This window comes from Bacillus pumilus (assembly GCF_009937765.1).
Classification (GTDB): Bacteria; Bacillota; Bacilli; order Bacillales; family Bacillaceae; genus Bacillus; species Bacillus pumilus_O.
On the sequence record NZ_CP047089.1, the window covers coordinates 2,351,147 to 2,373,257 of the forward strand.

Genomic DNA, 22,111 nt, shown 5'->3' on the forward strand with positions numbered 1-22,111 from the left:
ATGTTCTTTTGTCAATGAAAAAGGAGGATACGCAGATGGTATCCTCCTCTCTTTTCTCGTTATATATGATTTAGGATGTAATGATTGGCTTCACTGGCAGAACGGATTCAATTTTACTTTGAAGCTCTGCATTTTCCTTATGGTCAAAGTAAATATGGATGGTTCCTGCATCTTGGCTTGTCCGAATCAGTCTTCCAATACCTTGTCGCAAGCGCAGTAGCATATACGGAAGGTCGACTTCAGCACGAGCATCCTTTGCTTCATTCCGTTTCGCCTCAAATACGGGATCATGAGGCGGGTATGGAAGTCCCCAGATGACCACATTTGTTAATGATTGTCCTGGAATATCCAGCCCTTCCCAAAGGTGAACAGAGCATAACACAGATGTCTCATCTGCTTGGAACTTTTGAACAATTGTACTGATTTCTTCGTCTCCCTCAAAGTACACGTCGAAAGGCAGTGATTCATTCGATGCCTCAAGCTGCTTTCTAAAGAAATGAAGTTCATCAAATGAAGGGAACAAAATGAGAGACCGTCCCCCATTATCTTTCAGCTGAGTGATCACTTGCTGTCCTTTTGCTTCTTGCTCTTGAAGCTGCTGAATCCCGTGGAAATAAATCTTCATTTGTTCATCGTAATCATACGGCGAAGCGACACTCATTGATAAGTAATCTTTAATCCCAAGACTTTCAGCTAAATAATCAAAGGATTGATTTTCAGACAATGTAGCAGAAGAGAAAATGTATGGTCTTTTTTGCGAGAATACCTTTTCACCAAGCACCTCTGCGACAGTCTTTGGCATCACAACAAATGTTGTATCTAATTCTTGTTTTTCAAGCCAGCTAATCGCATTTTTTTGATAAAGTGACAGAGAATACGCCATTTGTTCAATGTACTCTTCTACAACAGACAATTCGTATTGATCAATTGTATACATCTCTGATTCAAATACGAGTGCTTCTCCGATTTTTTCAAGTAAATCACACAATTCACTTGCAGAACGCTTCACCTCATCCACACGTCCAATTTCAAGTCGATGTGAGCCCTTGATTTCTTTGGCATGTGTTTTTAAGAGATAGAAGAACTCATCGTTTGTAGAAAGTGCATCTTCAACGAGTTCGGCAAACTCCTCACGTATATCGTTATGAAGCAGGCGCTCTAAAAAGGTTTCGAGCATGGATTGCTTCACTCGGTATGTCAGTGCTTTTTGCGCGGCAAATTCAAGAAGGTGGCCTTCATCAAATACAACTGAACTATGTTCTGGAAGCAGCGGAAGCTGACCTTCGCGTTTGCGGGATTCCTTTGTCCACACATGCTCCATATAAAAATCATGAGAACAGATGATGAGGTCTGTTGCTTTCCGGTAATGATCTCTTGATAAATTCAAACCACAGCGATGACGCATATCACACGTCAAACAGTCCTGAAACGAGTCATAGCCAATACGTGACCATTCATCATTGGATAGCTCTGGGTACTCCTTCCGATCACCATACGGATAAAAGTTCTGCATCCCATGTGATTCATGAACAAACGAAGGAAGCGATTCATAAATATCGAGCCACTTCTCATCATCTTCACGCTGCATGGTTTTCTCTAATTTCTTTAAGCATAAATATTGGTCATGCGATTTACTTAATCTCGCATCTATTTGAATATCAAGGTGATTGGCAATTTTATAGATATCACCCTCTTGTTTCACTAGCTGTTCAATTAACGTTTCGTCTGCACAAGCAATAATCGCTGGTTTCCCTGTATACCTTGCATATGTGACCGCAAATAATAGATAAACGATGGTTTTGCCTGTGCCTACCCCAGCTTCGGCAAACATCACACTTTTTTCTTTAAAGGCTCTTTCTAGTTGAAAAGCCATAAATATTTGTTCATCTCGAAGATCAAAGCCCTTTTCTGGCAAAATGTCATAGAACACATCACCAATCCAGTTGCCCAGTTCTTCGTAAAAATTATGTTCTTTTGATAATGAAAAAGGCAAACGAGATGCTGTCACCTGCTTCAACCCCCAACTTTTGAATCATTCAGACATTCTATAGTAACATTTATGCTGGGGAATGACAATATTTTTTATGACCGCAAACGATGTTGATACGTTTCTTTCATTAAAAATGCATGCTCAGATCGCTCTATGTAAGCCTGAGCAAGCGCTAAATCTTCGATGGCTGCAGTTAGCTGAGCAGATTGTCCACCTTCTTGCCCTTTCATTTCTTGAGCAGTCGAATCGAGTGCTTTTTGGATTAACTGAAATTGATCATATTGAATCATAGAGACACCTCTTTTTTTAAAATCAAGTTCAGTTTATTCCGTCCCGTGAAGGTTTATACCTTTCTCGGGTAAAAAAAGCCACACCTTCTGGGACTGACCCCCGTTTTTGAGACAGGAATCAAAACACCTTTATACAGCCAATTGCCGATAGTTTATCGGTGATTGGTTGTTTAGTTTCGTTTGAATACGAATGTTGTTATAATAATAAATGTATTCTTTGACAGTGCGTTCTACGATGGTGGTCGTAGTACGATCAATCCTGTTAAGATAGAACGTTTCAGACTTTAGTGAGGAATGAAACGATTCGATGGAGGCATTATCAGCGGGCGTCCCTTTACGGGACATGCTCATGGTAATGCCTTTTATATGAACAGCTTTTTGATACTCGTAAGATGTATACACAGAACCTTGATCGCTATGTAACACGCAATTCTCAGGCAGTGCTGGGAGCTGATTAAGTGTGTTTAAGATAAAGTCTGTGTCCTGCTTATCACCAATCGTAAAAGCAATCACTTCTCCATTATATAAATCCAATATACTGGAAAGGTACAATTGTTTCTGTCCATAAGGCAAATACGTGATGTCCGTTACTAATTTTTCAAGAGGGCGATCAGACTGAAAATTCCGATCCAGTATATTACCGGCTACGGCATAAGGCTGCCCATTCTTCTTACGCTTTTTCATTTTAACCCGGCATTGCCACTGGTTTTTCTGCATGATACGTTGAACAGTTTTATGGTTAATACGCATTCTCATTTTTAGTATGGCTGTGATTTTCCGATAACCATATCGATATTTGTGCTTTCGGCACAACGTGCCGACCTGTTTCTCTAGTTGTCTTTTAGAATGAGTCTGAGTCAAATCCTTTTTCCATCTATAATACGAAGTACGTAAGATACCTAAATGGACACAGATGTCCTGTACCGTCATCGTTTTGCACAATTCTTCTACCAGTTTGATTGACGTTTCCTTATCAACTTCCTTTCCAATTCGTTGTACTTTTTTAAAACTTCATTCTGTTGACTCAAATAGCGATTTTCTGCCTGTAGTCTCTCTAATTCAGAAGAGTACTCGGGACCCTTTCCATAGGTATATTGTTTTCCAACAGGTTGTTCGAACCTGTGTGTATCCCCAGCTTTATGCCATCTCACCCATGTCTGAACCTGCGTCTTATTCTTGATATTCAATTTCTGCATGATCTCTTTCATAGGTACGCCTGCCAACCTCATTTCCACAGCCTTCTGTTTGACTTCAACCGGATAACTCACTCTTGTCCCCATAGAAAAAACACCTCCATGTTTTATTTCGGATCACAACGATCCTTTTTCAAACTTGAAGGTGTTTTTTATTTGTCTCATCTTATGGGGTCAGTTCCTCTGTAGGTGTGGCCATTTTTTATGATTCAGTTGTCTGTTTTCTAGGTGGGCGTTTTCCCCAGTATTGGTAATAGTCTGTTTTAATAAAACCATTAAACAGTTTTCTCTTTTTCGTTGCTTTTCTACCAAAGCACTCTTCGAACTTTTCGTGTGACGTTAAGATATAAATGGACCATGTGTCTAGGCTTTTAAATGCTTCGCCCATTCCTTGATACATTTTTTCAACAGCTGGTTTGTCACTGAGTCGTTCTCCATAAGGCGGATTTCCGACAATCACACCGTAATCTACTTTTGTTTGAAAGTCTTTCACTTGCATTTGTTTAAACTCAATCAATTCGCTGAGTCCTGCTTCTTCCGCATTCATTTTGGCAATGTCTATCATCCGGTGGTCGATATCACTTGCAATAATGTGGAGCGGCTGATCATAGTTTGCTTTTTCTTCCACTTCGTGACGCGCTTTGTTCCATACGTCTTCACCAATCCATTCCCATGACTCTGAAGCAAAATCTCGGTTAAACCCTGGGGCGATGTTTTGTCCAATCATGGCCGCTTCAATAGCGATTGTTCCTGATCCGCAGAAGGGATCAACAAACGGACGGTCAGGTGTCCAGTTCGTTAATAGCACGAGTGCAGCCGCAAGGGTTTCTTTAATAGGTGCTCCGCCTTGATCCATGCGGTACCCCCGTTTATGAAGACCTACACCAGATGTATCAAGCGTGAGGACAGCTTTATCTTTTAAAAGGGCAACCTCAATTTTATACTCAGGTCCTGTTTCTTCAAGCCATTCAGACTGTATGTTGTAAGAGGATATAAGCTTTTGCGCGATCGCCTTTTTGACGATACGCTGGCAATCCGGCACACTGGCAAGCTGTGATTTCACAGATTTACCGATGACTGGGAACGTGCTGTTTTTTGGTAAAAATGCAGCCCAGTCAATCGCCTTTGTGCGTTCAAACAGCTCATCGAATGTTTTTGCCGAAAATTCAGCGACTTGTACCTTTATTCGGTCTGCTGTACGCAGCCAAAGGTTCGCACGGCAAATCGCAAGAGCGTCCCCTTCAAAAATTACTTTTCCGTTGTCTACTGTGCAGTCGTAGCCAAGGTCTCTTACTTCTTTTGCAACAATCGCTTCAATCCCCATTGGAGCCGTTGCGATAAGTGTATAGGTTTTCATTGATTTATCACCTGTTTTCTCGTCCTTTTATGTATTCCAAGATAAAAGCTCTCCATATGTTGAAATAGGAGAGCTTTGTTTTCATCATGTTTATAATAACGGATATAACGTTCTGTAAGCCATGTTTTGTTCCATTGTACTGCAAACGGCAAATGCCTCGTACTCAGGTGGTAATCATCTATCTACAGAATACTCTGTCCTTCTCTCCGTTTGGTTCCTTTGAGAAAGTTCCCCTACCAAGTTTGGGTTTCTCGCTCGAGGGGTTTACCGCGTTCCACTCTCACCATTTCTAGTGAGACTTCGTCACTGTGGCACTTTCAAGGATACTTTGCCATATCCTAAAAGGACGTAGGCATTTTTCCTGCCGTCAGCCTTTCCCAGGCTGCCCTGGCTTATCTTTTCGCCAGGCACGAACACTACGGGCATCTCAGCACCGTGCGAGCATGGACTTTCCTCTGCAATGTCTAAATGCATTGCAGCGATTACCCGAACGTTAATCAACAAGCGTTATTATAAACGACAATGACATGACGCACAAGCTTTTTCAACAAGGCTCAATCATAAAGTTTGCTTCCGAAAACGTGTTTCTCAAGGTTAGATAGTCTTTTTAAAATATCAAAGTTTGTTGTATTAGACTGTGCAGGCTGTCTTTTCCCTTGCTCAACGGCTTCTTCAAGCTGTTTAGACAAATGGAGGTTTTCTTGTTGAAGCTTTTCGATTTCTTGGTTGAATGTCTCATAGTCTTTAATGACCATATCTAAAAATTTATCGACTTCTTCTTGTTTGTATCCTCTGACACCTGTTTTAAATTCTTTTTCTAAAATTTCTTTCGCAGAAAGCTTTACTTTATCAGCAAGCATCTTTTTCACCTCATATCGTGAATTCATAGTATATTTTTTCAGAAATACGTGACGTTGTCAAATTTTCTCTTGCTTTTCATCAAAAAACGGATCTTCCGCCTCAACTTGCGCTCTCAAATCATCCATTGTGATGTACATAATGGGGTAATCGGTATAGTTTTCCGCTTCTTTGATCATGTACTTTGGCGAGCCATCATGCTCCGGATCATACAGAGCGAGGAGTCCATCTGTTTTTTCAATAAAAAAACGGTTCTTTTGTTTAAATTGTGCCGGACTTTCATACGGTCTATGCGTGACACTTTCTACAAAATCGGCCTGTGCAAGAATTCCTTCATACAACTCTTTGTTTTGTTCATTCCAGCGCTCTTCCTGGTCATAAAATGGCGTAATGACAGCAAGTTTTAACGCTGGATACTCCTCTTGAAGCTCAAATACCACTTCGGCTGTCCATATTTCTGCCCCAAGCTGGCCTGATATGAGAACCCACTCCAGTCCATCTTCAATCAAAGCCGTCAGCCTTTTTTGAAGCTCCGCTTTTATGTATTGAAGTGCAGGCTCGTCTTGTTTGAATATTCCAAGCTCAAATGGCTTGTACCCTGTGACAGCAATAATTTTCATTTTTTCACCTGCTTTTAAAAAAAGGGACTTATAAAAGTCCCATTCCACTTTATCTGTTACAGCAAGGTCCACCGCAGTTAAAGTGTTGATGTGTTGCCGGGTCCACCTGAGAAAACGTATGCGGGAAGTAGTGAACATGTTTGAAATTTTGATGGTGAACATTTGTCACATGTTGCGGATGGATATGCGGCACAATTGTTGTGGAATCACTGTGTGTACAGCAATGATTCGTCGGATGAACAATTGGCTGTGTAACATTCGGCTGACAATGATGATGATGGTACATGTAGCATTCCCCTCTCCTTAATTTTCTTACATTAACAATGTATGAATTAAGAGGTGTACATGTACTAATGCATTAACCTATTTTAAAAGTTTGCAAGGAAAACATCCTTATAGTTTGAAAACACAAAAGCGACCAAAATGACAACAAGAAAAAACAAGTAGAAAAGACCCTTATACATGCTCTACGCTCCTCATTCAATATCTAACGTTATTTTACAGGATTCGTGACTTTTCTACAATAAAAGTGCTAAACAATTTTTATTTTCGGCCGAGAGCCGAACGTTGTCATGTTTTGCGCTTTCCCGGGCAATAATGTTTATTGCCCAGCTTTCCTCAAAAGCCGTTTTTTTCGCTTTTCAAGTTCTTCAGTTTCCCGCTGACTTAACGAGGAGAATGATAATAACGATTCAGTGATAGAAAGAGCTGATCTTGTATCTTTTTCACGATGTTCTTTATACTTCGCAAGCTCTATACCCGCTTTTAATGCTAAATGGACATCGCTTGATGCAAATAATCCCCCCCATATTTGAACCGCTTGATCCCACTTGTTTTGTCGTTTATATTGCATTGAAAGATCATAAGACGCCTGATTCGCATGCTCAAAATCAGCATTCGTTAATTCCTGCAAATGCTTTGTTGCTTCCTGTACATCCCGATGAGCAAGATGCCACCTAGCGAGCGCATACTTCTCATTGTGTTCCTTTACTGCATCCACAGATAGTATTTTTTTGGATAGATGAATGTAGAGACTGATTAACGATAAGACGTCTAATTCATTATGAGTCAAGATTCCTTCAATCAGCTTCGGGTTTTGTTCCTTTAAAAAATGAAAATAAATCATCGGTGCCAAAAACCCCGGCGTGTCGTTTTCACGCTGCACGTGCAGCTCTTCCTTTTCCACAACAGATAGCGCCATCCGTTCATATTTATGCTTCCACAATCGTCTAGATCCGTGCAAAAGATCAAAATGGCCGAATTCGGGAAGTGCTGGAATTTGATCTCTTAAAAGTGTATGTCTCGTTTTCACTTGCGGCCAGTCAAATGATTTACCATTATATGTAACTAGCGATTCAACATTTACTTCATCTAGAAAGCTTTTGTAAAGAGCCACTTCATTTCCTGGATTGGTGAGCAGGTGCTGTTTCACCACCACTTTGTCAGAAAAAACACGTGCGTGTCCAAGCAAGAAGATCATATTTCCCGTACCGCCAGATAATCCTGTTGTTTCAGTATCGAAGAAAAACAGTTCGTGCGGCTTGTACCCTTTAGCCGATAGCGAATGCTGGATGTCGCTTTCGTTCCATTGCTCAATGACTTTCGGCAGCTCCGCAAACGAATAGCGCCCATGCTGATCATCTAATGAATAGGTGACTTCCCGAATCAGACAAAAGGAATCCTCAAAATGATAAGGCGACACACCTAATGCTTCCCATTCTTTTAAAAATGGGATATTTTCTGAAGTCACAGGCTGAGGTTGTCCTTCTGATGTTTTCTGCCGGTTTTCGTGTGGCTGATTGTGCGATAGATGCTTTTTCATTCTGTTTAATTTCCCTTTTAAAGACATGAGCAGATGTCCCCTCCTTTCTCTTAAAATACGGACATCAATTCAACAATGCTGCTTTTTCCGTTGACCTCTTTCATTTCCATGCCAATGCAGGATGGACAGCCATTTTCACAGCGGCACCGCTCAATGAGCTGAATGGCTGCGCCTGCTATTTCATCGAAACGAGCTTGTACTTCCTTACTTAAACCGATTCCGCCAGGGTAATGGTCATATAAAAAGACCGTCGGTTTTCCGGTATGTGCCGCTTTAATTTGTGAAACCACATGAATATCAGAACGGTCACACATGACAAAAGCAGGTACAATGTGCTGAAGAACATTTGCGATGCCTAGCAGGAGCTGTTCAAGTGTCTTCTCTTCAAATCTCCGCTCTGCCTCGTGTAATTCAAACCAAGCCGCACTCGTATGAATTTCTTCTTCTGGTAAGTGAATCGGTCCAGACCCGATATTTTCACCAGTACTCAGACGGATTTTTTTAAATATTGTAGGCATTGCGTTGACGGTCACATCACCGAAGTGAACAGATACAGCTTCTTTCTCTGTCGTCTGATCGATTTCAAGTACCTTAAGTTGAACAGCTAAATTCGCATCTGTATAGTATTCTACATCTACTTGTTTCACATAAGCCTTCAGATGCTCGTAATCTAGCTTTTCCACTTGATACTGAACCCCTTCGTGTAAATAAATGGCCTCCTCATGGAGCAGCGTCATCGCACTGAAACGGTCCATCTCTCCAATAATCCGAACATTCGCCACATCTGATTGATCCACAATCACGACATTTTCCTGACTTGCAGACCGGAGGCTGATGCCATGTGCCGGGAATGACTGATCTGACCAATAATACCGATTCCCGCTAAAATGGAGAACGCCTTCCTCATGTAAGTATTGCAAAATCTCTTCTACGTCCATGTCGCCAAACTGTTCATCCTCCCGAAACGGAAGCTCGTAGGATGCACATTTTAAATGATCCACTAAAATAATGAGGTTTTCTGGGTTAATTCTGGCAGCTTCAGGCGGTCTATTAAAGAAATATTCAGGGTGTCTGACAATATATTGGTCAAGGGGTGAGGAACTTGCCACCATAATAATGAGTGCTTCCTCATGACGTCTTCCAGCACGGCCTGCCTGCTGCCATGTACTCGCTACACTGCCAGGATACCCGGTCATGATACAGACCTTGAGCTGACCTATATCCACACCTAATTCAAGTGCGTTCGTACTGACGACACCTAGAATGTCTCCTTCTCTCAATCCTTTTTCAATCACGCGCCGCTCTTTTGGTAAATAGCCTCCGCGATATCCACGAATTGATTTTGGACCGATCTCTTTTTTCACTAGCTCTTGAATATGACTTAAAATCACTTCAACTCTTACTCTGCTTCTAGCAAAAACAATCGTTTGGATTTTTTCCTTTAAAAAAGTTTTAGCGAGTTGATTAACGACAGTGGCGGCACTTTGTCTAATATTTAGTGGTTTATTCACAACTGGCGGATTGTAAAACACAAAATTCTTTTTACCGCTAGGTGCCCCGTTCCGCTCAATCAAATGCATCTTGCTTCCCGTTAGCTGCTGCGCAAGCTCTTTTGGATTCGCAATTGTTGCGGACGTACAAATGAAAATTGGATCACTTCCATAAAATGCACAAATTCGTTTTAACCTGCGAATCACATTCGCCACATGACTACCAAATACGCCTCGATATGTATGTAGCTCATCTATGACAATATACTTCAAATTCTCAAACAAGCTGACCCATTTTGTATGATGAGGCAAAATGGCTGAATGTAGCATATCTGGGTTTGTGATAACAATGTGTCCTGCATGTCTGACTCGCTGCCGAATGGCAGGAGAGGTATCCCCGTCATATGTTTCACTATGAATCGGAACATCCATCTCGTGGATGATCTCGTTAAGTTCACTCTTTTGGTCTTGTGCGAGCGCTTTTGTTGGGAATAAATAAAGGGAGCGACTTGTCTGATCTTCGACGATCGACTGAAGGACTGGCAGGTTGTAGCAAAGTGTTTTACCTGAAGCTGTTGGTGTGACAGTTACGACATGCTCCGCGTCCATCACACGTTCAAAGGCTTCCTTTTGATGAATGTAGAGTTCACTCACGCCTCGTTTCTCAAGCGCCTTTTTCAGCTTTTCGTTCACTCTTTCAGGCAACGGAGAAGTCTGTGCAGGCTTCGCTTCAATTTCATGCCAATGTTCTACCTGTTCGTCTTTTTTTAATTCTTCTATGAGTTCGTTCATTGTTTTCTTTTTCATATCGCATCACCTCTCTTACATAGTGTACCGAATATTTGTTTGCATGACTAGGCGGCAATTTTTTGATTCGCAGCTTATGAGCAAATACTTTGAAGTGTTGTAACAGTATCTATTACACTTCTATAGTGAAATGATTTTATCAAGGAAGAAGATGATGAGAGTGAAAAACGAATTTAAGCCTTTATTTGAACCATTTACGTTTCCAGGAGGTGCATCGATTGATGGCCGGTTAGTTGTTGCGCCAATGACACACTTCGGTTCTCACGAGGATGGCACTATTTCTAAAGAGGAAATTGATTTCATTACAGCTAGATCTAGTGATATGGGCATGGTGATCACAGCATGTGCGAACGTGACTCCAGATGGTAAGGCATTTGAAGGACAGCCTTCTATCGCAAGAGATGAAGATATACCTGGCCTGAAAAAACTAGCTTCTGCGATTCAGGCAAAGGGAACAAAAGCCATCATTCAAATTCATCACGGCGGCTCTCAGGCTCTCCCTCACCTAGTTCCAAATGGTGATGTAGTTGCGCCAAGTGACGTGTTTAAAGATGGAAAACAGATGGCACGTGCTTTAAAAGAAGAGGAAATTGTCCATATTATTGCCTCTTTTAAAGAAGCGACAAGACGAGCGGTCGAAGCAGGATTTGACGGTGTGGAAATCCACGGTGCAAACGGTTATCTATTACAGCAATTTTACTCCCCGCATAGCAATCAGCGGACAGATCAGTGGGGAGGAAATGAAGAAAAGCGTCTAGCTTTCCCTATCGCTGTTGTGGATGCAGTAAAAGAAGCAATCGAAAAGCATGCGACAAAACCGTTTATCTTTGGATATCGATTATCCCCTGAAGAACCAGAAACGCCTGGTTTAACGATGACAGAGACGTTTACCTTAGTCGATGTTCTTAAAACGAAAAACCTTGATTATTTGCATATCTCTTTAATGGAGATTGACTCTAAAGCAAGACGCGGTGCAGATACGGATAAGACGCGTATGGAGCTGCTCAAAGATCGCTGTGGCGATACTCTTCCGCTCATCGGTGTAGGCAGCGTCATTACAGCCGAAGATGCACTAAGTGCCTATAACCAAGGAATTCCGCTTATCGCTGTCGCACGTGAACTGATCGTCGACCCAGATTGGGCAAAGAAGATTAAAGAAGGCAGAGAAAGCGAGATTGAAACTGTCATTAAACGAAGCCAAAAAGGTCAGTATTTGATTCCAGAAGGATTGTGGTCTGTTATGGAAGCGAGTAAAGGCTGGGTTCCGATGGAAGATTAATGTCATCAAAAAAACTACCCTCATACATTTGGGTAGTTTTTTTTCTATTATTTTAACTTAACGGTAAAAAGCTTAGATGTCTGTTTTTCAACAGTTCCCTTTGGTTCTTTATCGAGTTGCTCGATCAAGTCACCATTCATAATGACAATCGGCGTCACTGTGCTTGCCGCTTTCTCTTCAATCAGTTCTAAATCACACGTAATGAGAGGGTCACCGATCTTCACTTTATCTCCCTCTTTGATGTGCGCTTCAAATCCTTCACCATTTAATCCCACTGTTTCAAGTCCGATATGAATCAGAAGCTCAAGCCCTGAGAGTGTTCGAATGCCAATTGCATGTTTTGTATGGAAGAGCTGAATGATTTCACCCTCTACTGGTGACACAATTGTGCCACTATTTGGTTTGACTGCTACGCCGTCTCCCATCATCTTTTGAGAAAAAACAGGGTCTGGTACATCCGTCATATCCATTAACTCTCCATCAGCTGGAGAATAAATGATTTCTTCCTTTACATCATCTTGGTTTTTCCCGAAACCGAATAATTTTTTCAGCAATGTCAATTGCTCCCTTCAAGCTTTGCTTCTAGATCTATTCCGTGTATGAAACGCTGCGCTCATACACCTTGCTTCATTCAACACTATTTAATCATAATTTTTTCCTCTCATCAATTGATAACCGCCTGAGTCCTTTCTGCATAGGCTGTAGATAAGAGGTGATTCCAAATGAAACATGAAGGCGAAAAGAAACATGAATTGCTGGCTAATGAAGATATTCTCTATGAAGCGATTGAACAATTTTTCGCATCCTCCCCGTTTCATGAGATATTAAATAGTGCGGAGGCGCTCATGACCACATCGCATTCTCTTGCATCGATTACGACCGATGTGACAGAGGATGAGCAGTTTGTGTATATCGCAATCCAATTTCCCGACCATTTTGTCGAAGGCGATATCGCACTAGAAGTAAAAGCCCAATATTTACACTTATCCGTGCAAGAAACAATCAAAACGGATACAGCTTCCTCGTATTCGAGCTTTACAAAAACCATTTTAATGCCGGCAAAAATAGATGAGACGAACATGAAAAGCGTGTGGAAAGATCAAACGCTTCGTGTGACGGCACCAAAGCAAAGAGCCCAATAGATCCTTCTATTGGGTTTTCACTATGCTTTAAAAATGCTCGTAAATCCTTTCGCTAATGAGCCTACTTGATTCATTGTACTCATCATTTGCCCAGCTGTATCAAACATTTTGTTAAAATCGAATTGTCCATTCGTTTTTTTGAATTGCGATAGTACACTTTTAAATTGAGATGATTGCTGTTTTTGCGGTCTTGGCAAAGGATAAGGGTTCATAGGCTGCTGCATGGGCATCATGCCTGATGGCTGCATCTGGGGCTGATTGATCGCTTCGGGCGGCTGAAAAGGCGGCACATTTTCTTGGTATCCATAAGGCGGCTGATAGACAGCAGGTGATGCCTGGCTCATGGCACCTTGATGCGGCGGCATGAAATATTCTGGAGGCTGCGGAGGCTGTTGCTGCATTTCTGGATACGGAAAAGGCCCTTGATTGAATGGATTGAATTCATAAGGCTGCTGGTTTGAATAAGGGATCATATATCTCGCTCCTCTCGCTCTCAGCGCATAGTCTTGTCACTCATATATTATGATGAGAAACAGAAGATGTGCCTAAAGCAGCAATAAGAAAAACGCAGCCATATCTTCAGCTGCGCTTGTTAATTTCTTCTATTAAAAGGTTCAGAGTGTAAATCACTGACTCAACTAAATTTTTCACACGGGGTGCATGCTGTTTGCCAAAATAAGATTGCAGGACAACTTCTTTCCCATTTTCTTTGACGGCTTCAAGCTGTTCTTCGTGTAAATATCTAGGTTTCGCCAGATGAATAAACGAGATCGCAGCAGTGAGCCACTCTTTCATTTTCTGATCAAATGTCTCAACGGCTGGCTGAATGTCTGTGTGAAAATCATAAACAGGGTATTCCTCTTCAGCCTTTCCCTTTTGGTACTGCTCATACGCCTCTTCGATCCATATTCTCAAGTTTTGTGTATGTTCAAGTAATGTTTGATTATCCAAAGTGTTCACCTCTATGAACCATCCTATCAAACGTTTACTTATTGCTCAAATAGAAAGCTACCCTGCGTGGTATGCCGGTCTTGCCGCCAGTTGATACTCAGCTACGTGAATCTTCCCTTCACAGTCCTTTACTTCCGATTCAAGCCGGTCTATCATTTGCTCTTGCTCTTCTATGGCTATTCGTGTTGTTTCATTCACAGCAAGAGATAGTTCTTCTTCCACCGCATCAATTTTTCGTTCGATTTCCTCTAATAACTGCAAAATGGATTCTTTTGATACAAATTCGCTCATCATCAGATTCCTCCTTTATCGTCTCTCGTTACATTCTCTTTTCTTTCACACCCTCCTTCACACATGACAAAACTAGAAGCAAATCGCCAATCTATGTGTAGATGAGCGCTATTTCTTCCTTTTCGACATCTGCTTGTCCTTCTTTGTATGATTGCGTCCGATTGTGTAAATTCTAAGGACAAAGGAGGTAGATTTCATGAAAAAGCAGCCAGCACCAAAAGAGCAAAAGCCAAAAGGGAAAGAAAACAGTACAGATCAGCTTGATAAAAAGCTTGGCGGTCCTAATCGACCATCTACGTAAAAAAGCAGGTACCCCCTGCTTTTTATTTATGCAAAAAATAGTGCTCTAATGAGAAAAGAAAACGCAGCTGTCTTTTTTTATGAAAATACCAGTCGGTCAGTTCAATTTGTTTTGGTAACGTCTCTTCATCAAACAAAGTTGGGCTCAATTTCTTTTGAAACCAATCTTCTCTTTGATCGTCTAATGAATGTGTCATCACTGGATAAACAGTTCGAAGAAAAGGTGTTGACCTTCTAGCGATCCCTAAAAACGGCTCAAAATCAAACCGTGATCCGGTATGCGGAACAGTATGCAAAAAATGATAAAAATCCGAAAATAAATCGGCCCGAAATAATAGTTTCGCTAGTTTTTTCCCTAATGTAATACGCTCTTTTACGTTGGAAAACTTCCGTATGGTTAACCCGTACAAATGCCCGTCAACCGTTGGGAAAACAACGGTTTGAAAATGTCCCCACTCGCTAAACAGATATTGAATCGAGTGAAAAACATTCTTTTTCAGAAGAGGATTTTGTATAATAGGAGATTGTATAGTATATTGTTCATTTATGATGAGTGCATAAAGTAGACGCTCTGTGTCACGCTTTAGCCAAAAACGTTCCCACTCAGTGCTCATAAAACGAGAGACAGAAAAATACGGAAGCAGATGGAACAAAGGTTTGCCGCACCGCTTAGACCATTCATACAAAAGAAGCTGGGGGTAAGCATCTGAAAAGATCAGCCAATTCGCTCTTTCATATGCTGTGAAAAAAAGGTGCCCCTCTTGATCTGTTAAACCTGGATGGAAGAGCTCGCCCTTTAGATCCGTCATAGACCATCCAGCATTTCTCGAGACAAAGGAAGCAAGCAGCGACCATTTCATCTCTGGATGACGATCATAAAAGCGCTTGTAAGCATTTGTCCTCGTCAGGTTGTCTTTATTTTTCACTTTCGTTTCACGCAATATATGCTGAGTGATGATGTGCTCTTCTTGTGACAACATAAGTATCTCTCCAATACAAAATGCATTAAAAGGAGGCTGAAACTTGATGATTCGGTATCCAAACGGAAAATCGTATCAGCCCATTCAACCAATTGGGACAAAAAAACGAATTAGCGGCGAATCCTCTTATAGTAACCGCGGGATGACTCTTGAGGCTGACTTAAACGAAACCAACCAGTACTATTTGGTCAACGGGATCGCAGTCATTCATAAAAAGCCTACCCCCGTTCAAATTGTGAACGTGGATTATCCAAAAAGAAGCGCTGCTGTGATCAAAGAAGCCTATTTTAAACAATCATCCACAACAGACTATAATGGAGTGTACAGAGGGCGCTATATCGATTTTGAAGCAAAGGAAACCAAAAGCACCACCTCGTTTCCGCTCAAAAATTTTCATGAACATCAAATTGAGCATATGAAACAGGTTGAAAAGCAAGGCGGTATTTGTTTCGTTATTATATCCGCATTTGGCTCCGTTTATTATTTGCCCGCTTCAGATCTCTTTTTCTTCTGGGAACGGCAGAAACTAAACGGCCGGAAATCCATTAGTAAAGATGAACTAATGGAAGCCGGTCACTTAATGACACTTGGATATTCGCCAAGAATTGATTATATTAAAGTAGTGGAGACACTTCATTTTTCGGATGAAAGTGAGTATCAATAACGTTCGAAAAAGGTTTAACACGAAAGGTTGAGATGTGATGTCTGATCAATTTACAAGTCGTGAACAGCGACGTAAAGCAAGTCAAGAAAACAATAAGAAGCAAAAGAACAAAAAAGGCAAAAAGAAAGCAGGTCTATTTAAAAAAATATTTTTATCTTTACTCGTGATCGGTCTTCTATGTCTAGTGGCCGGAATCACAACTTTTGCCGTTTTTGCATCAAGCGCTCCTTCAATTGATGATAGTAAGCTCAAAACACCTTATTCTTCAAAGCTTTATGACATAGACAAAAAAGTATTTGCAGAAGTCGGTGCGGAAAAAAGAACGTATGTCTCGATTAAAGATATACCCGATGTGGTAAAAGAAGCATTTATTGCAACGGAAGATGCACGTTTTTATAAACACCACGGGATTGATCCAATCCGTATTGGCGGTGCCCTTGTCGCAAACGTTGAGGACGGCTTTGGAGCTGAAGGTGGAAGTACAATTACACAGCAAGTTGTGAAAAATACTCTACTTACCAATCAAAAAACGTTAAAACGTAAAGTACAGGAAGTATGGCTCTCGATTCAGCTTGAGCAAAAGTACTCTAAAGATGAAATTTTAGAAATGTATTTAAACCGCATTTTCTTCTCGCCTTATGCTTACGGTGTTGGGAAAGCGGCTGAACAATTTTTCGGCGTGACAGATTTAAATAAGCTAACTGTTGCACAGGCTGCCACACTTGCAGGTATGCCGCAGAGCCCTTCTGCTTATAACCCAGTGAAAAATCCTGAGGCAGCAGAAAAACGTCGTAATATCGTGTTAGGCCTCATGAAAAAACAAGGCTATATTTCTGAGAAAGACTATGAAGTGGCAAAAGCAACCCCTGTCAAAAAGACCGTAGTGCCTGCTGATAAATATAAGAGCCAGAACTCAAGTAAGTACTCTGCTTATATTGAAGAAGTCATGGAAGAAGTACAGAAAAAAGCCAAAGTAGATGTATCAACAGATGGATTAAAAATCTATACTTCACTCGATCGTAAAGCTCAGGATCACCTAGATGATATTATCAATGGGGATTCTGTTGGATTTACGAAAGGTATGCAGGCGGGTGTCACCTTGCTTGATACAAAAAATGGTGAAATCCGAGCTATTGGCGGTGGACGTGATGTACCAGCCGGCGGCTTTAACTATGCAACTGATGCAAAACGTCAGCCAGGTTCAACAATTAAACCCATTTTAGATTACGGTCCTGTCATTGAAAACAAAAAATGGTCAACGTACCAGCAAATTGATGATGCGCCGTATACGTACTCAAACGGTACACCGATTAATAACTTTGACAGAAGACATTTAGGGAAAATGTCGATGAGAAGTGCTTTGGCACAATCACGAAACATCCCTGCCCTAAAGGCTTTCCAAGAAGCTGGCACAGACAATGCCGTTCAATTTGCTAACAACTTAGGTATGGACTTACCGTCAGACATTCCAGAGTCTTATTCAATCGGTGGATTTGACGATGGCGTGTCCTCTCTAAAAATGGCTGGGGCCTTTAGTGCATTCGGTAATAATGGATATTATAACGAACCGCATGCTGTCACGTCTGTTGAATTTAATGACGGTACAAAGCTTGACCTTACACCAGATTCTAAAGCGGCTATGAGTGACTACACAGCCTTTATGGTCACAGATATGCTAAAAACTGCTGTCCAATCTGGAACTGGTACACTTGCACAAGTACCGAACGTTCAAGTTGCTGGTAAAACAGGTACAACGAACTTTACACAAGATGATATTAATAAATACAATATTCCTTCTGGCGGTGCGAAAGATTCGTGGTTTGTTGGTTATACGCCGCAATATACAGCAGCCGTTTGGACTGGAATCGGTAATTCAAAAGATGCGGACGGCAAAATGTGGCTCACAGATTATGAGCAGCGTGTTGCCAAAATCGTCTTCCAGCGATTAATTTCTCAAATTGATGATGGAAGCGGCTCATTTGAAAAACCAGACAGTGTCGTTGAAGCGACGGTTGAAAAAGGATCGGATCCAGCGAAATTAGCCGGACCAAATACACCAAGTGATAAGAAGACAACAGAATACTTTGTAAAAGGAACGGTTCCGACAAAAGTATCTGACACATATGAGAAAAAAGAAGCCGATAAGCCATCTGACTTAAAAGCAGTGTACGATGAGGAGAAAAAATCCATCACACTGACTTGGGGCTATGATGACGACGCAGATGCTACATTTAATGTAAAACAAGCGGTTGATAACGGCGGCTATAAAGACATTCAAAACAGTTCTGCTAAAGAAGCGGTCATCTCTGATGTGAAGCCTGGCTCTACTTATAAATTCCAAGTAACAGCCACTGTAGAGGATGTTACAAGTAAAGCAGCTTCTACCTTCCTCACCATCAAGGATGATGAAGATGAAGAAGAAAAAGCAGATGATGAGAACAAAGAAGAAGAACCGCAGCAGCCTGATGACGAGCAGACAGACAAGACTGACGATAACAAAAATCAACCCCCAGGCACTGATGAGCAAAAGCCAGATGATAAAAAAGATCAAGACAAAGATAAAGATCAGGATCAAGGCGGAAATACGGAAAACGGAAATAATGGTTCTTCCGATAATGGCTCAGACAGTACAAATGGGAACAGCAACTCACAAACTGACAATAAAGATAAAAAGAAAGATGATACGAAAACGAACACACAAAGCTCAAGTTCGCAATCAACTTCTCCTAATCGAAAAGAAAATGAATAATGAAAAAGCACTTGCCTCTGTGGCAAGTGCTTTTTTAACGCTTTTGTCTAATCTTTTTAAGTGCTTCATATTTTCCATACTGCTTTTTTAGTTCTGTGTATAGCTCGTCTAGTTGAATAAAGCAGTGATATTGAGTTGGTTTTAGCAGAATGAACTCTAAACGTTCTGTCCAATTAATAGGGGCAACGGGAAATGTCTCTTGCTTAATATGTTCCCATTCAAGCGTTTGAATTCTCTCCCCTTTGATCCAGTAAAACACCGCAATCATACTGACAATCCCTTGCAGCATATCATCTTCTTCACACCGAGACTTTCTTGTTTCAAAACGAGGAAGCATTTTTTCTTTTAATTCATTCCATAGTTCGAACATCACAGGAACAAATTCTTCTGTTTTCTGCCATGGAAGCTCATCTGTTAAACGTTCTGATGATAGATCATATGCGAGTGGATGCTCTCTAAGGATGTCCATTCGCTCACCTTTCAACTCTATCTTTTTCCCTTTTAGTTTTTCGACATATGAGGAAAAAACAACGACCCCGCTCATGCCAGCTTCACCAACCCTTTTTTCAGCCTCTTCTGCCCTTCTCTACACATATCAAGAAGTGGACAAGATTCGCACTGCGGACGCTGGGCCTTGCAGTGATATCTGCCAAAAAAGATGAGGCGGTGATGCGTCACAGACCAATCTTCTTCTGGTACCTTCTTCATTAAGGTTTGTTCTACTTCGAGAACAGAATCCTTCCAGCGGCAGATTCCAAGTCGCTTGCTGACACGTTCTACATGTGTATCGACTGCAATTGCTGGCACCCCAAAAGCGACCGAAACGACAACATTTGCTGTTTTTCGGCCCACCCCAGGAAGCTTCACAAGCTCATCCCGATCCTTAGGCACTTCCCCGCCATATTCTTCAATTAGCATTTTGCTCAACTTTTGAATATTTTTGGCTTTATTTCGATAAAGACCAATCGAACGAATATCTTGCTGCAATTCTTCAAGTGGTACACTTAAATAGTCTTCTGGTGTTTTATATTTTTGAAATAACGTTTTGGTCACTTTGTTGACGAGCACGTCTGTACACTGCGCTGAGAGTGCCACAGCGATCACAAGTTCAAATGGATTGGAATGAACTAGCTCACACTCAGCTTCTGGAAACATATCTCCTATAATATCTAAACATTCATTGATTTGTTTTTTTGATAACATGACTTCTCCTTTATTGGTTATTGTTCCAGCCAATTATAAAAAGGAACTTGTCGCTTATATGTTGACGCCTCTTCTTTTGAAGGTGGCGCTTTTTGCTGAGAACGGAAATGCTGGCTATGCTCTTTTGCTTCTTCCGCTGTTTTCAGCCCTTTCTTTTTCCACTCAAACAGAATTCGGTCGATATAACGGAAATTTAATTTTCCTGATAACACCGCTTCTCTTAATGCTAGGCGGATCATTTCAGCATCATGATGGTCTTGATCCATCCAGATGGAGAGTGTTTCTCCTTCAAGAGGAGAAAGCGGTCTGCCAAATTCATCTTCAAATAAAGCATATAAAGACTTTTCAGCTTGTACATGGAGTTTTTGACCTTCCTTCGCTTGTTTTGCCTCTAAAAAGTCATACAACACGCCCCATAATGGCTCAACTGAGTAACGGTCATGCTGAATACCAGACCCGTCCTCAAACGGCTGAATCGAAATAAATCCTTTTTGAATTAAATGCTGAACCATATACGCACACTCTTCAGCTGAAATGGTCATCCCATGGGAAAGCTCTTCAAATGTTTGAAAGAACACACCTTGTTCTTCATTCATTTTAATCTTAAGCATCACCATCATTTGTGATTCATTCAGTCCTAACTGCTCATAATGAGCAATCAGCAAATTAGGCAAACTGGTCGACCCCATTTGCTGCATATTAATAAATTGCTGCCTATTCATCGGATACACCTCTTCACTTTAAGTATATCACGTTTTATTTCACGTGCTCCTTCAAAAATGTTTGAAAAAGCCTCCATATGTTGGAGGCTTTCACGTCTTAAGGATATAAACGGTTTAATAATCTTGGGAAAGGAATGGTTTCACGCACATGCGGCGCTCCACTAATCCAAGCAACTGTACGTTCAAGTCCAAGACCGAAACCTGAATGCGGGACAGAACCATATTGTCTTAATTCTGTGTACCATTTGTAAGTTTCTTGATCTAGTCCATGTTCTTTCAATCTTGCTTCTAGAAGCTCTAGATCATGAACACGCTCAGAACCGCCAATGATCTCTCCATAGCCTTCTGGAGCAATCAAGTCTGCACAAAGAACGACATCATCACGATCTGGTGCAGGCTGCATGTAAAATGGTTTTAATGATGTTGGGTAGTGAGTGATAAACACTGGTTTATCGTAGCTTTCAGCGATCGCTGTTTCGTGAGGCGCGCCGAAGTCATCTCCCCATTCAATATCGTCAAATCCTTTTTCTTGCAAGAATTTAATGGCTTCATCGTAAGTGATACGCGGGAATGGTGCTTTGATATTTTCTAGTTTTGCTGTATCACGGCCAAGTGTATGCAGTTCCACTTTACAGTTTTCAAGTACACTTTGAACCACATGAGTTACATAGTTTTCTTGATACTCAAGGTTTTCATTAAATTCGACAAAAGCCATCTCAGGCTCGATCATCCAAAACTCAATTAAATGGCGTTTTGTTTTAGATTTTTCAGCTCTAAATGTTGGACCGAAAGAAAATACTTTCCCAAGTGCCATAGCAGCAGCTTCCATGTAAAGCTGTCCACTTTGAGAAAGGTATGCGTCTTCATCAAAATATTTCGTCGCAAACAGCTCCGTTGTGCCCTCAGGTGCACTTCCAGTTAAAATTGGCGGATCTACTTTCACGAAGCCTTCTTGATGGAAGAATTCATATGTAGCACGAATGATTTCGTTACGAATTTTCATAATGGCATGCTGCTTTTTAGAACGAAGCCATAAATGACGGTGATCCATTAAGAATTCTGTTCCATGCTCTTTTGGTGTAATCGGGTAGTCAGTTGCTTCATGAATCACTTCAATGGATTTCACTTGCAATTCAAAACCAAGAGGTGAACGCTCGTCTTTTGTTACTTGTCCTGTCACATAGACAGATGTTTCTTGAGTGACTGATTTTGCAAGCTTAAAGACTTCCTCTTCTACTTCTGCTTTTACTACGACTCCTTGAATAAAGCCTGTCCCGTCACGCAACTGCAAGAATGCAATTTTACCGCTTGAACGTTTATTGGCAATCCATGCGCCGATGGTTACATCTTCATCGACATGTTTGAACACTTGATTAATCGTTGTTTTCAACATAATTCCCTCC

General features: G+C 41.2%; 23 protein-coding genes and 1 other RNA gene. 5 read left to right on the forward strand and 19 right to left on the reverse strand.

Annotated features, from left to right (window positions below; genetic code table 11):
- Positions 1–70: 70 nt before the first annotated feature.
- The 10 genes from GPS65_RS11600 to GPS65_RS11645 form a co-directional block, all read right to left on the reverse strand.
- Positions 71–2,008 carry an ATP-dependent DNA helicase gene (locus GPS65_RS11600; protein ID WP_119125035.1) on the reverse strand — a complete coding sequence of 646 codons (1,938 nt, stop codon included), beginning with the start codon at positions 2,006–2,008 and terminating at the stop codon, positions 71–73.
- Between the two features lie 74 nt (positions 2,009–2,082).
- Entirely contained in the window at positions 2,083–2,280 is a 198-nt protein-coding gene (locus GPS65_RS11605) for a hypothetical protein (RefSeq protein ID WP_041815644.1), read from the reverse strand.
- A gap of 129 nt (positions 2,281–2,409) precedes the next feature.
- Positions 2,410–3,560, reverse strand: a protein-coding gene (locus tag GPS65_RS11610) for an IS3 family transposase (RefSeq protein WP_119124387.1) whose coding sequence is annotated in 2 segments (ribosomal slippage) — positions 2,410–3,287 and positions 3,287–3,560 — 1,152 coding nt in all. Because the reading frame shifts where the segments join, the coding sequence is not laid out codon by codon here.
- A 115-nt stretch (positions 3,561–3,675) separates the two neighbouring features.
- Positions 3,676–4,830, reverse strand: coding sequence for a THUMP domain-containing class I SAM-dependent RNA methyltransferase (locus tag GPS65_RS11615; RefSeq protein WP_012010335.1), 1,155 nt, complete (start codon positions 4,828–4,830; stop codon positions 3,676–3,678).
- A gap of 110 nt (positions 4,831–4,940) precedes the next feature.
- Positions 4,941–5,324: RNase P RNA component class B (gene rnpB / locus GPS65_RS11620), an RNA gene on the reverse strand.
- 60 nt (positions 5,325–5,384) lie between these two features.
- Complete coding sequence (gene gpsB, locus GPS65_RS11625) at positions 5,385–5,690, reverse strand: cell division regulator GpsB (RefSeq protein ID WP_012010336.1); 306 nt, start codon at positions 5,688–5,690, stop codon at positions 5,385–5,387.
- A gap of 57 nt (positions 5,691–5,747) precedes the next feature.
- Complete coding sequence (locus GPS65_RS11630) at positions 5,748–6,308, reverse strand: SLOG family protein (RefSeq protein ID WP_222434062.1); 561 nt, start codon at positions 6,306–6,308, stop codon at positions 5,748–5,750.
- 49 nt (positions 6,309–6,357) lie between these two features.
- Positions 6,358–6,594 (reverse strand): spore coat protein CotD, encoded by a 237-nt coding sequence (gene cotD, locus GPS65_RS11635; RefSeq protein ID WP_080984739.1) that lies wholly within the window; start codon positions 6,592–6,594, stop codon positions 6,358–6,360.
- 315 nt (positions 6,595–6,909) lie between these two features.
- On the reverse strand, positions 6,910–8,157 hold the full coding sequence (locus GPS65_RS11640; protein WP_119125036.1) for a ribonuclease H-like domain-containing protein: 1,248 nt from the start codon (positions 8,155–8,157) through the stop codon (positions 6,910–6,912).
- A 23-nt stretch (positions 8,158–8,180) separates the two neighbouring features.
- Positions 8,181–10,427, reverse strand: coding sequence for a DEAD/DEAH box helicase (locus GPS65_RS11645; RefSeq protein WP_119125037.1), 2,247 nt, complete (start codon positions 10,425–10,427; stop codon positions 8,181–8,183).
- Positions 10,428–10,587: 160 nt separating this feature from the next.
- On the opposite strand from GPS65_RS11645, the gene GPS65_RS11650 reads away from it, so the two are divergent.
- On the forward strand, positions 10,588–11,706 hold the full coding sequence (locus GPS65_RS11650; RefSeq protein ID WP_238389159.1) for an NADH-dependent flavin oxidoreductase: 1,119 nt from the start codon (positions 10,588–10,590) through the stop codon (positions 11,704–11,706).
- 47 nt (positions 11,707–11,753) lie between these two features.
- Here GPS65_RS11650 and GPS65_RS11655 read toward each other — a convergent pair whose 3' ends face one another.
- Positions 11,754–12,260, reverse strand: a complete 507-nt coding sequence (locus GPS65_RS11655; RefSeq protein ID WP_012010341.1) for a PTS sugar transporter subunit IIA — start codon at positions 12,258–12,260, stop codon at positions 11,754–11,756.
- A 168-nt stretch (positions 12,261–12,428) separates the two neighbouring features.
- Here GPS65_RS11655 and GPS65_RS11660 point away from each other — a divergent pair, with 168 nt between their 5' ends.
- Complete coding sequence (locus GPS65_RS11660) at positions 12,429–12,848, forward strand: Hsp20/alpha crystallin family protein (protein ID WP_012010342.1); 420 nt, start codon at positions 12,429–12,431, stop codon at positions 12,846–12,848.
- Positions 12,849–12,868: 20 nt separating this feature from the next.
- Here GPS65_RS11660 and GPS65_RS11665 read toward each other — a convergent pair whose 3' ends face one another.
- The 3 genes from GPS65_RS11665 to GPS65_RS11675 all read right to left on the reverse strand — a co-directional run bounded on the left by GPS65_RS11665 (position 12,869) and on the right by GPS65_RS11675 (position 14,090).
- Positions 12,869–13,321 (reverse strand): YppG family protein, encoded by a 453-nt coding sequence (locus GPS65_RS11665; protein ID WP_012010343.1) that lies wholly within the window; start codon positions 13,319–13,321, stop codon positions 12,869–12,871.
- A gap of 106 nt (positions 13,322–13,427) precedes the next feature.
- Entirely contained in the window at positions 13,428–13,799 is a 372-nt protein-coding gene (locus tag GPS65_RS11670; RefSeq protein WP_012010344.1) for a YppE family protein, read from the reverse strand.
- Between the two features lie 57 nt (positions 13,800–13,856).
- Positions 13,857–14,090 carry a YppD family protein gene (locus GPS65_RS11675; protein WP_225970028.1) on the reverse strand — a complete coding sequence of 78 codons (234 nt, stop codon included), beginning with the start codon at positions 14,088–14,090 and terminating at the stop codon, positions 13,857–13,859.
- Positions 14,091–14,286: 196 nt separating this feature from the next.
- Between GPS65_RS11675 and sspM the strand changes: the two genes are divergently transcribed.
- On the forward strand, positions 14,287–14,391 hold the full coding sequence (gene sspM / locus GPS65_RS11680; RefSeq protein WP_012010346.1) for an acid-soluble spore protein SspM: 105 nt from the start codon (positions 14,287–14,289) through the stop codon (positions 14,389–14,391).
- Between the two features lie 22 nt (positions 14,392–14,413).
- Here the strand turns inward: sspM and GPS65_RS11685 are convergent, their stop codons facing one another.
- On the reverse strand, positions 14,414–15,370 hold the full coding sequence (locus GPS65_RS11685; RefSeq protein WP_012010347.1) for a DUF2515 domain-containing protein: 957 nt from the start codon (positions 15,368–15,370) through the stop codon (positions 14,414–14,416).
- A gap of 46 nt (positions 15,371–15,416) precedes the next feature.
- Here GPS65_RS11685 and recU point away from each other — a divergent pair, with 46 nt between their 5' ends.
- Positions 15,417–16,034, forward strand: coding sequence for a Holliday junction resolvase RecU (gene recU, locus GPS65_RS11690; protein ID WP_012010348.1), 618 nt, complete (start codon positions 15,417–15,419; stop codon positions 16,032–16,034).
- A gap of 37 nt (positions 16,035–16,071) precedes the next feature.
- Positions 16,072–18,783, forward strand: coding sequence for a PBP1A family penicillin-binding protein (locus GPS65_RS11695; RefSeq protein WP_012010349.1), 2,712 nt, complete (start codon positions 16,072–16,074; stop codon positions 18,781–18,783).
- Positions 18,784–18,817: 34 nt separating this feature from the next.
- Here GPS65_RS11695 and GPS65_RS11700 read toward each other — a convergent pair whose 3' ends face one another.
- The 4 genes from GPS65_RS11700 to asnS all read right to left on the reverse strand — a co-directional run bounded on the left by GPS65_RS11700 (position 18,818) and on the right by asnS (position 22,098).
- The gene (locus tag GPS65_RS11700; protein ID WP_012010350.1) at positions 18,818–19,327 is read right to left on the reverse strand and encodes a YpoC family protein; all 510 of its coding nucleotides are present in this window, start codon (positions 19,325–19,327) and stop codon (positions 18,818–18,820) included.
- Complete coding sequence (gene nth, locus GPS65_RS11705) at positions 19,324–19,986, reverse strand: endonuclease III (RefSeq protein WP_012010351.1); 663 nt, start codon at positions 19,984–19,986, stop codon at positions 19,324–19,326. The genes GPS65_RS11700 and nth overlap by 4 nt, the downstream gene beginning before the upstream one ends.
- A 17-nt stretch (positions 19,987–20,003) precedes the next feature.
- Positions 20,004–20,708, reverse strand: a complete 705-nt coding sequence (locus GPS65_RS11710; protein WP_012010352.1) for a DnaD domain-containing protein — start codon at positions 20,706–20,708, stop codon at positions 20,004–20,006.
- A gap of 97 nt (positions 20,709–20,805) precedes the next feature.
- Positions 20,806–22,098, reverse strand: coding sequence for an asparagine--tRNA ligase (gene asnS / locus GPS65_RS11715; RefSeq protein WP_088001079.1), 1,293 nt, complete (start codon positions 22,096–22,098; stop codon positions 20,806–20,808).
- Positions 22,099–22,111: the final 13 nt, after the last annotated feature.

Excerpts from the sequence above, each read along its gene's own strand:
- GPS65_RS11605 (WP_041815644.1), bottom strand. The coding sequence starts at position 2,280 with ATGATTCAATATGATCAATTTCAGTTAATCCAAAAAGCACTCGATTCG.
- GPS65_RS11615 (WP_012010335.1), bottom strand. The coding sequence starts at position 4,830 with ATGAAAACCTATACACTTATCGCAACGGCTCCAATGGGGATTGAAGCG.
- gpsB (WP_012010336.1), bottom strand. The coding sequence starts at position 5,690 with ATGCTTGCTGATAAAGTAAAGCTTTCTGCGAAAGAAATTTTAGAAAAA.
- GPS65_RS11630 (WP_222434062.1), bottom strand. The coding sequence starts at position 6,308 with ATGAAAATTATTGCTGTCACAGGGTACAAGCCATTTGAGCTTGGAATA.
- cotD (WP_080984739.1), bottom strand. The coding sequence starts at position 6,594 with ATGTACCATCATCATCATTGTCAGCCGAATGTTACACAGCCAATTGTT.
- GPS65_RS11640 (WP_119125036.1), bottom strand. The coding sequence starts at position 8,157 with ATGTCTTTAAAAGGGAAATTAAACAGAATGAAAAAGCATCTATCGCAC.
- GPS65_RS11645 (WP_119125037.1), bottom strand. The coding sequence starts at position 10,427 with ATGAAAAAGAAAACAATGAACGAACTCATAGAAGAATTAAAAAAAGAC.
- GPS65_RS11660 (WP_012010342.1), top strand. The coding sequence starts at position 12,429 with ATGAAACATGAAGGCGAAAAGAAACATGAATTGCTGGCTAATGAAGAT.
- GPS65_RS11665 (WP_012010343.1), bottom strand. The coding sequence starts at position 13,321 with ATGATCCCTTATTCAAACCAGCAGCCTTATGAATTCAATCCATTCAAT.
- GPS65_RS11675 (WP_225970028.1), bottom strand. The coding sequence starts at position 14,090 with ATGAGCGAATTTGTATCAAAAGAATCCATTTTGCAGTTATTAGAGGAA.
- sspM (WP_012010346.1), top strand. The coding sequence starts at position 14,287 with ATGAAAAAGCAGCCAGCACCAAAAGAGCAAAAGCCAAAAGGGAAAGAA.
- GPS65_RS11685 (WP_012010347.1), bottom strand. The coding sequence starts at position 15,370 with ATGTTGTCACAAGAAGAGCACATCATCACTCAGCATATATTGCGTGAA.
- recU (WP_012010348.1), top strand. The coding sequence starts at position 15,417 with ATGATTCGGTATCCAAACGGAAAATCGTATCAGCCCATTCAACCAATT.
- GPS65_RS11695 (WP_012010349.1), top strand. The coding sequence starts at position 16,072 with ATGTCTGATCAATTTACAAGTCGTGAACAGCGACGTAAAGCAAGTCAA.
- GPS65_RS11700 (WP_012010350.1), bottom strand. The coding sequence starts at position 19,327 with ATGAGCGGGGTCGTTGTTTTTTCCTCATATGTCGAAAAACTAAAAGGG.
- nth (WP_012010351.1), bottom strand. The coding sequence starts at position 19,986 with ATGTTATCAAAAAAACAAATCAATGAATGTTTAGATATTATAGGAGAT.
- GPS65_RS11710 (WP_012010352.1), bottom strand. The coding sequence starts at position 20,708 with ATGAATAGGCAGCAATTTATTAATATGCAGCAAATGGGGTCGACCAGT.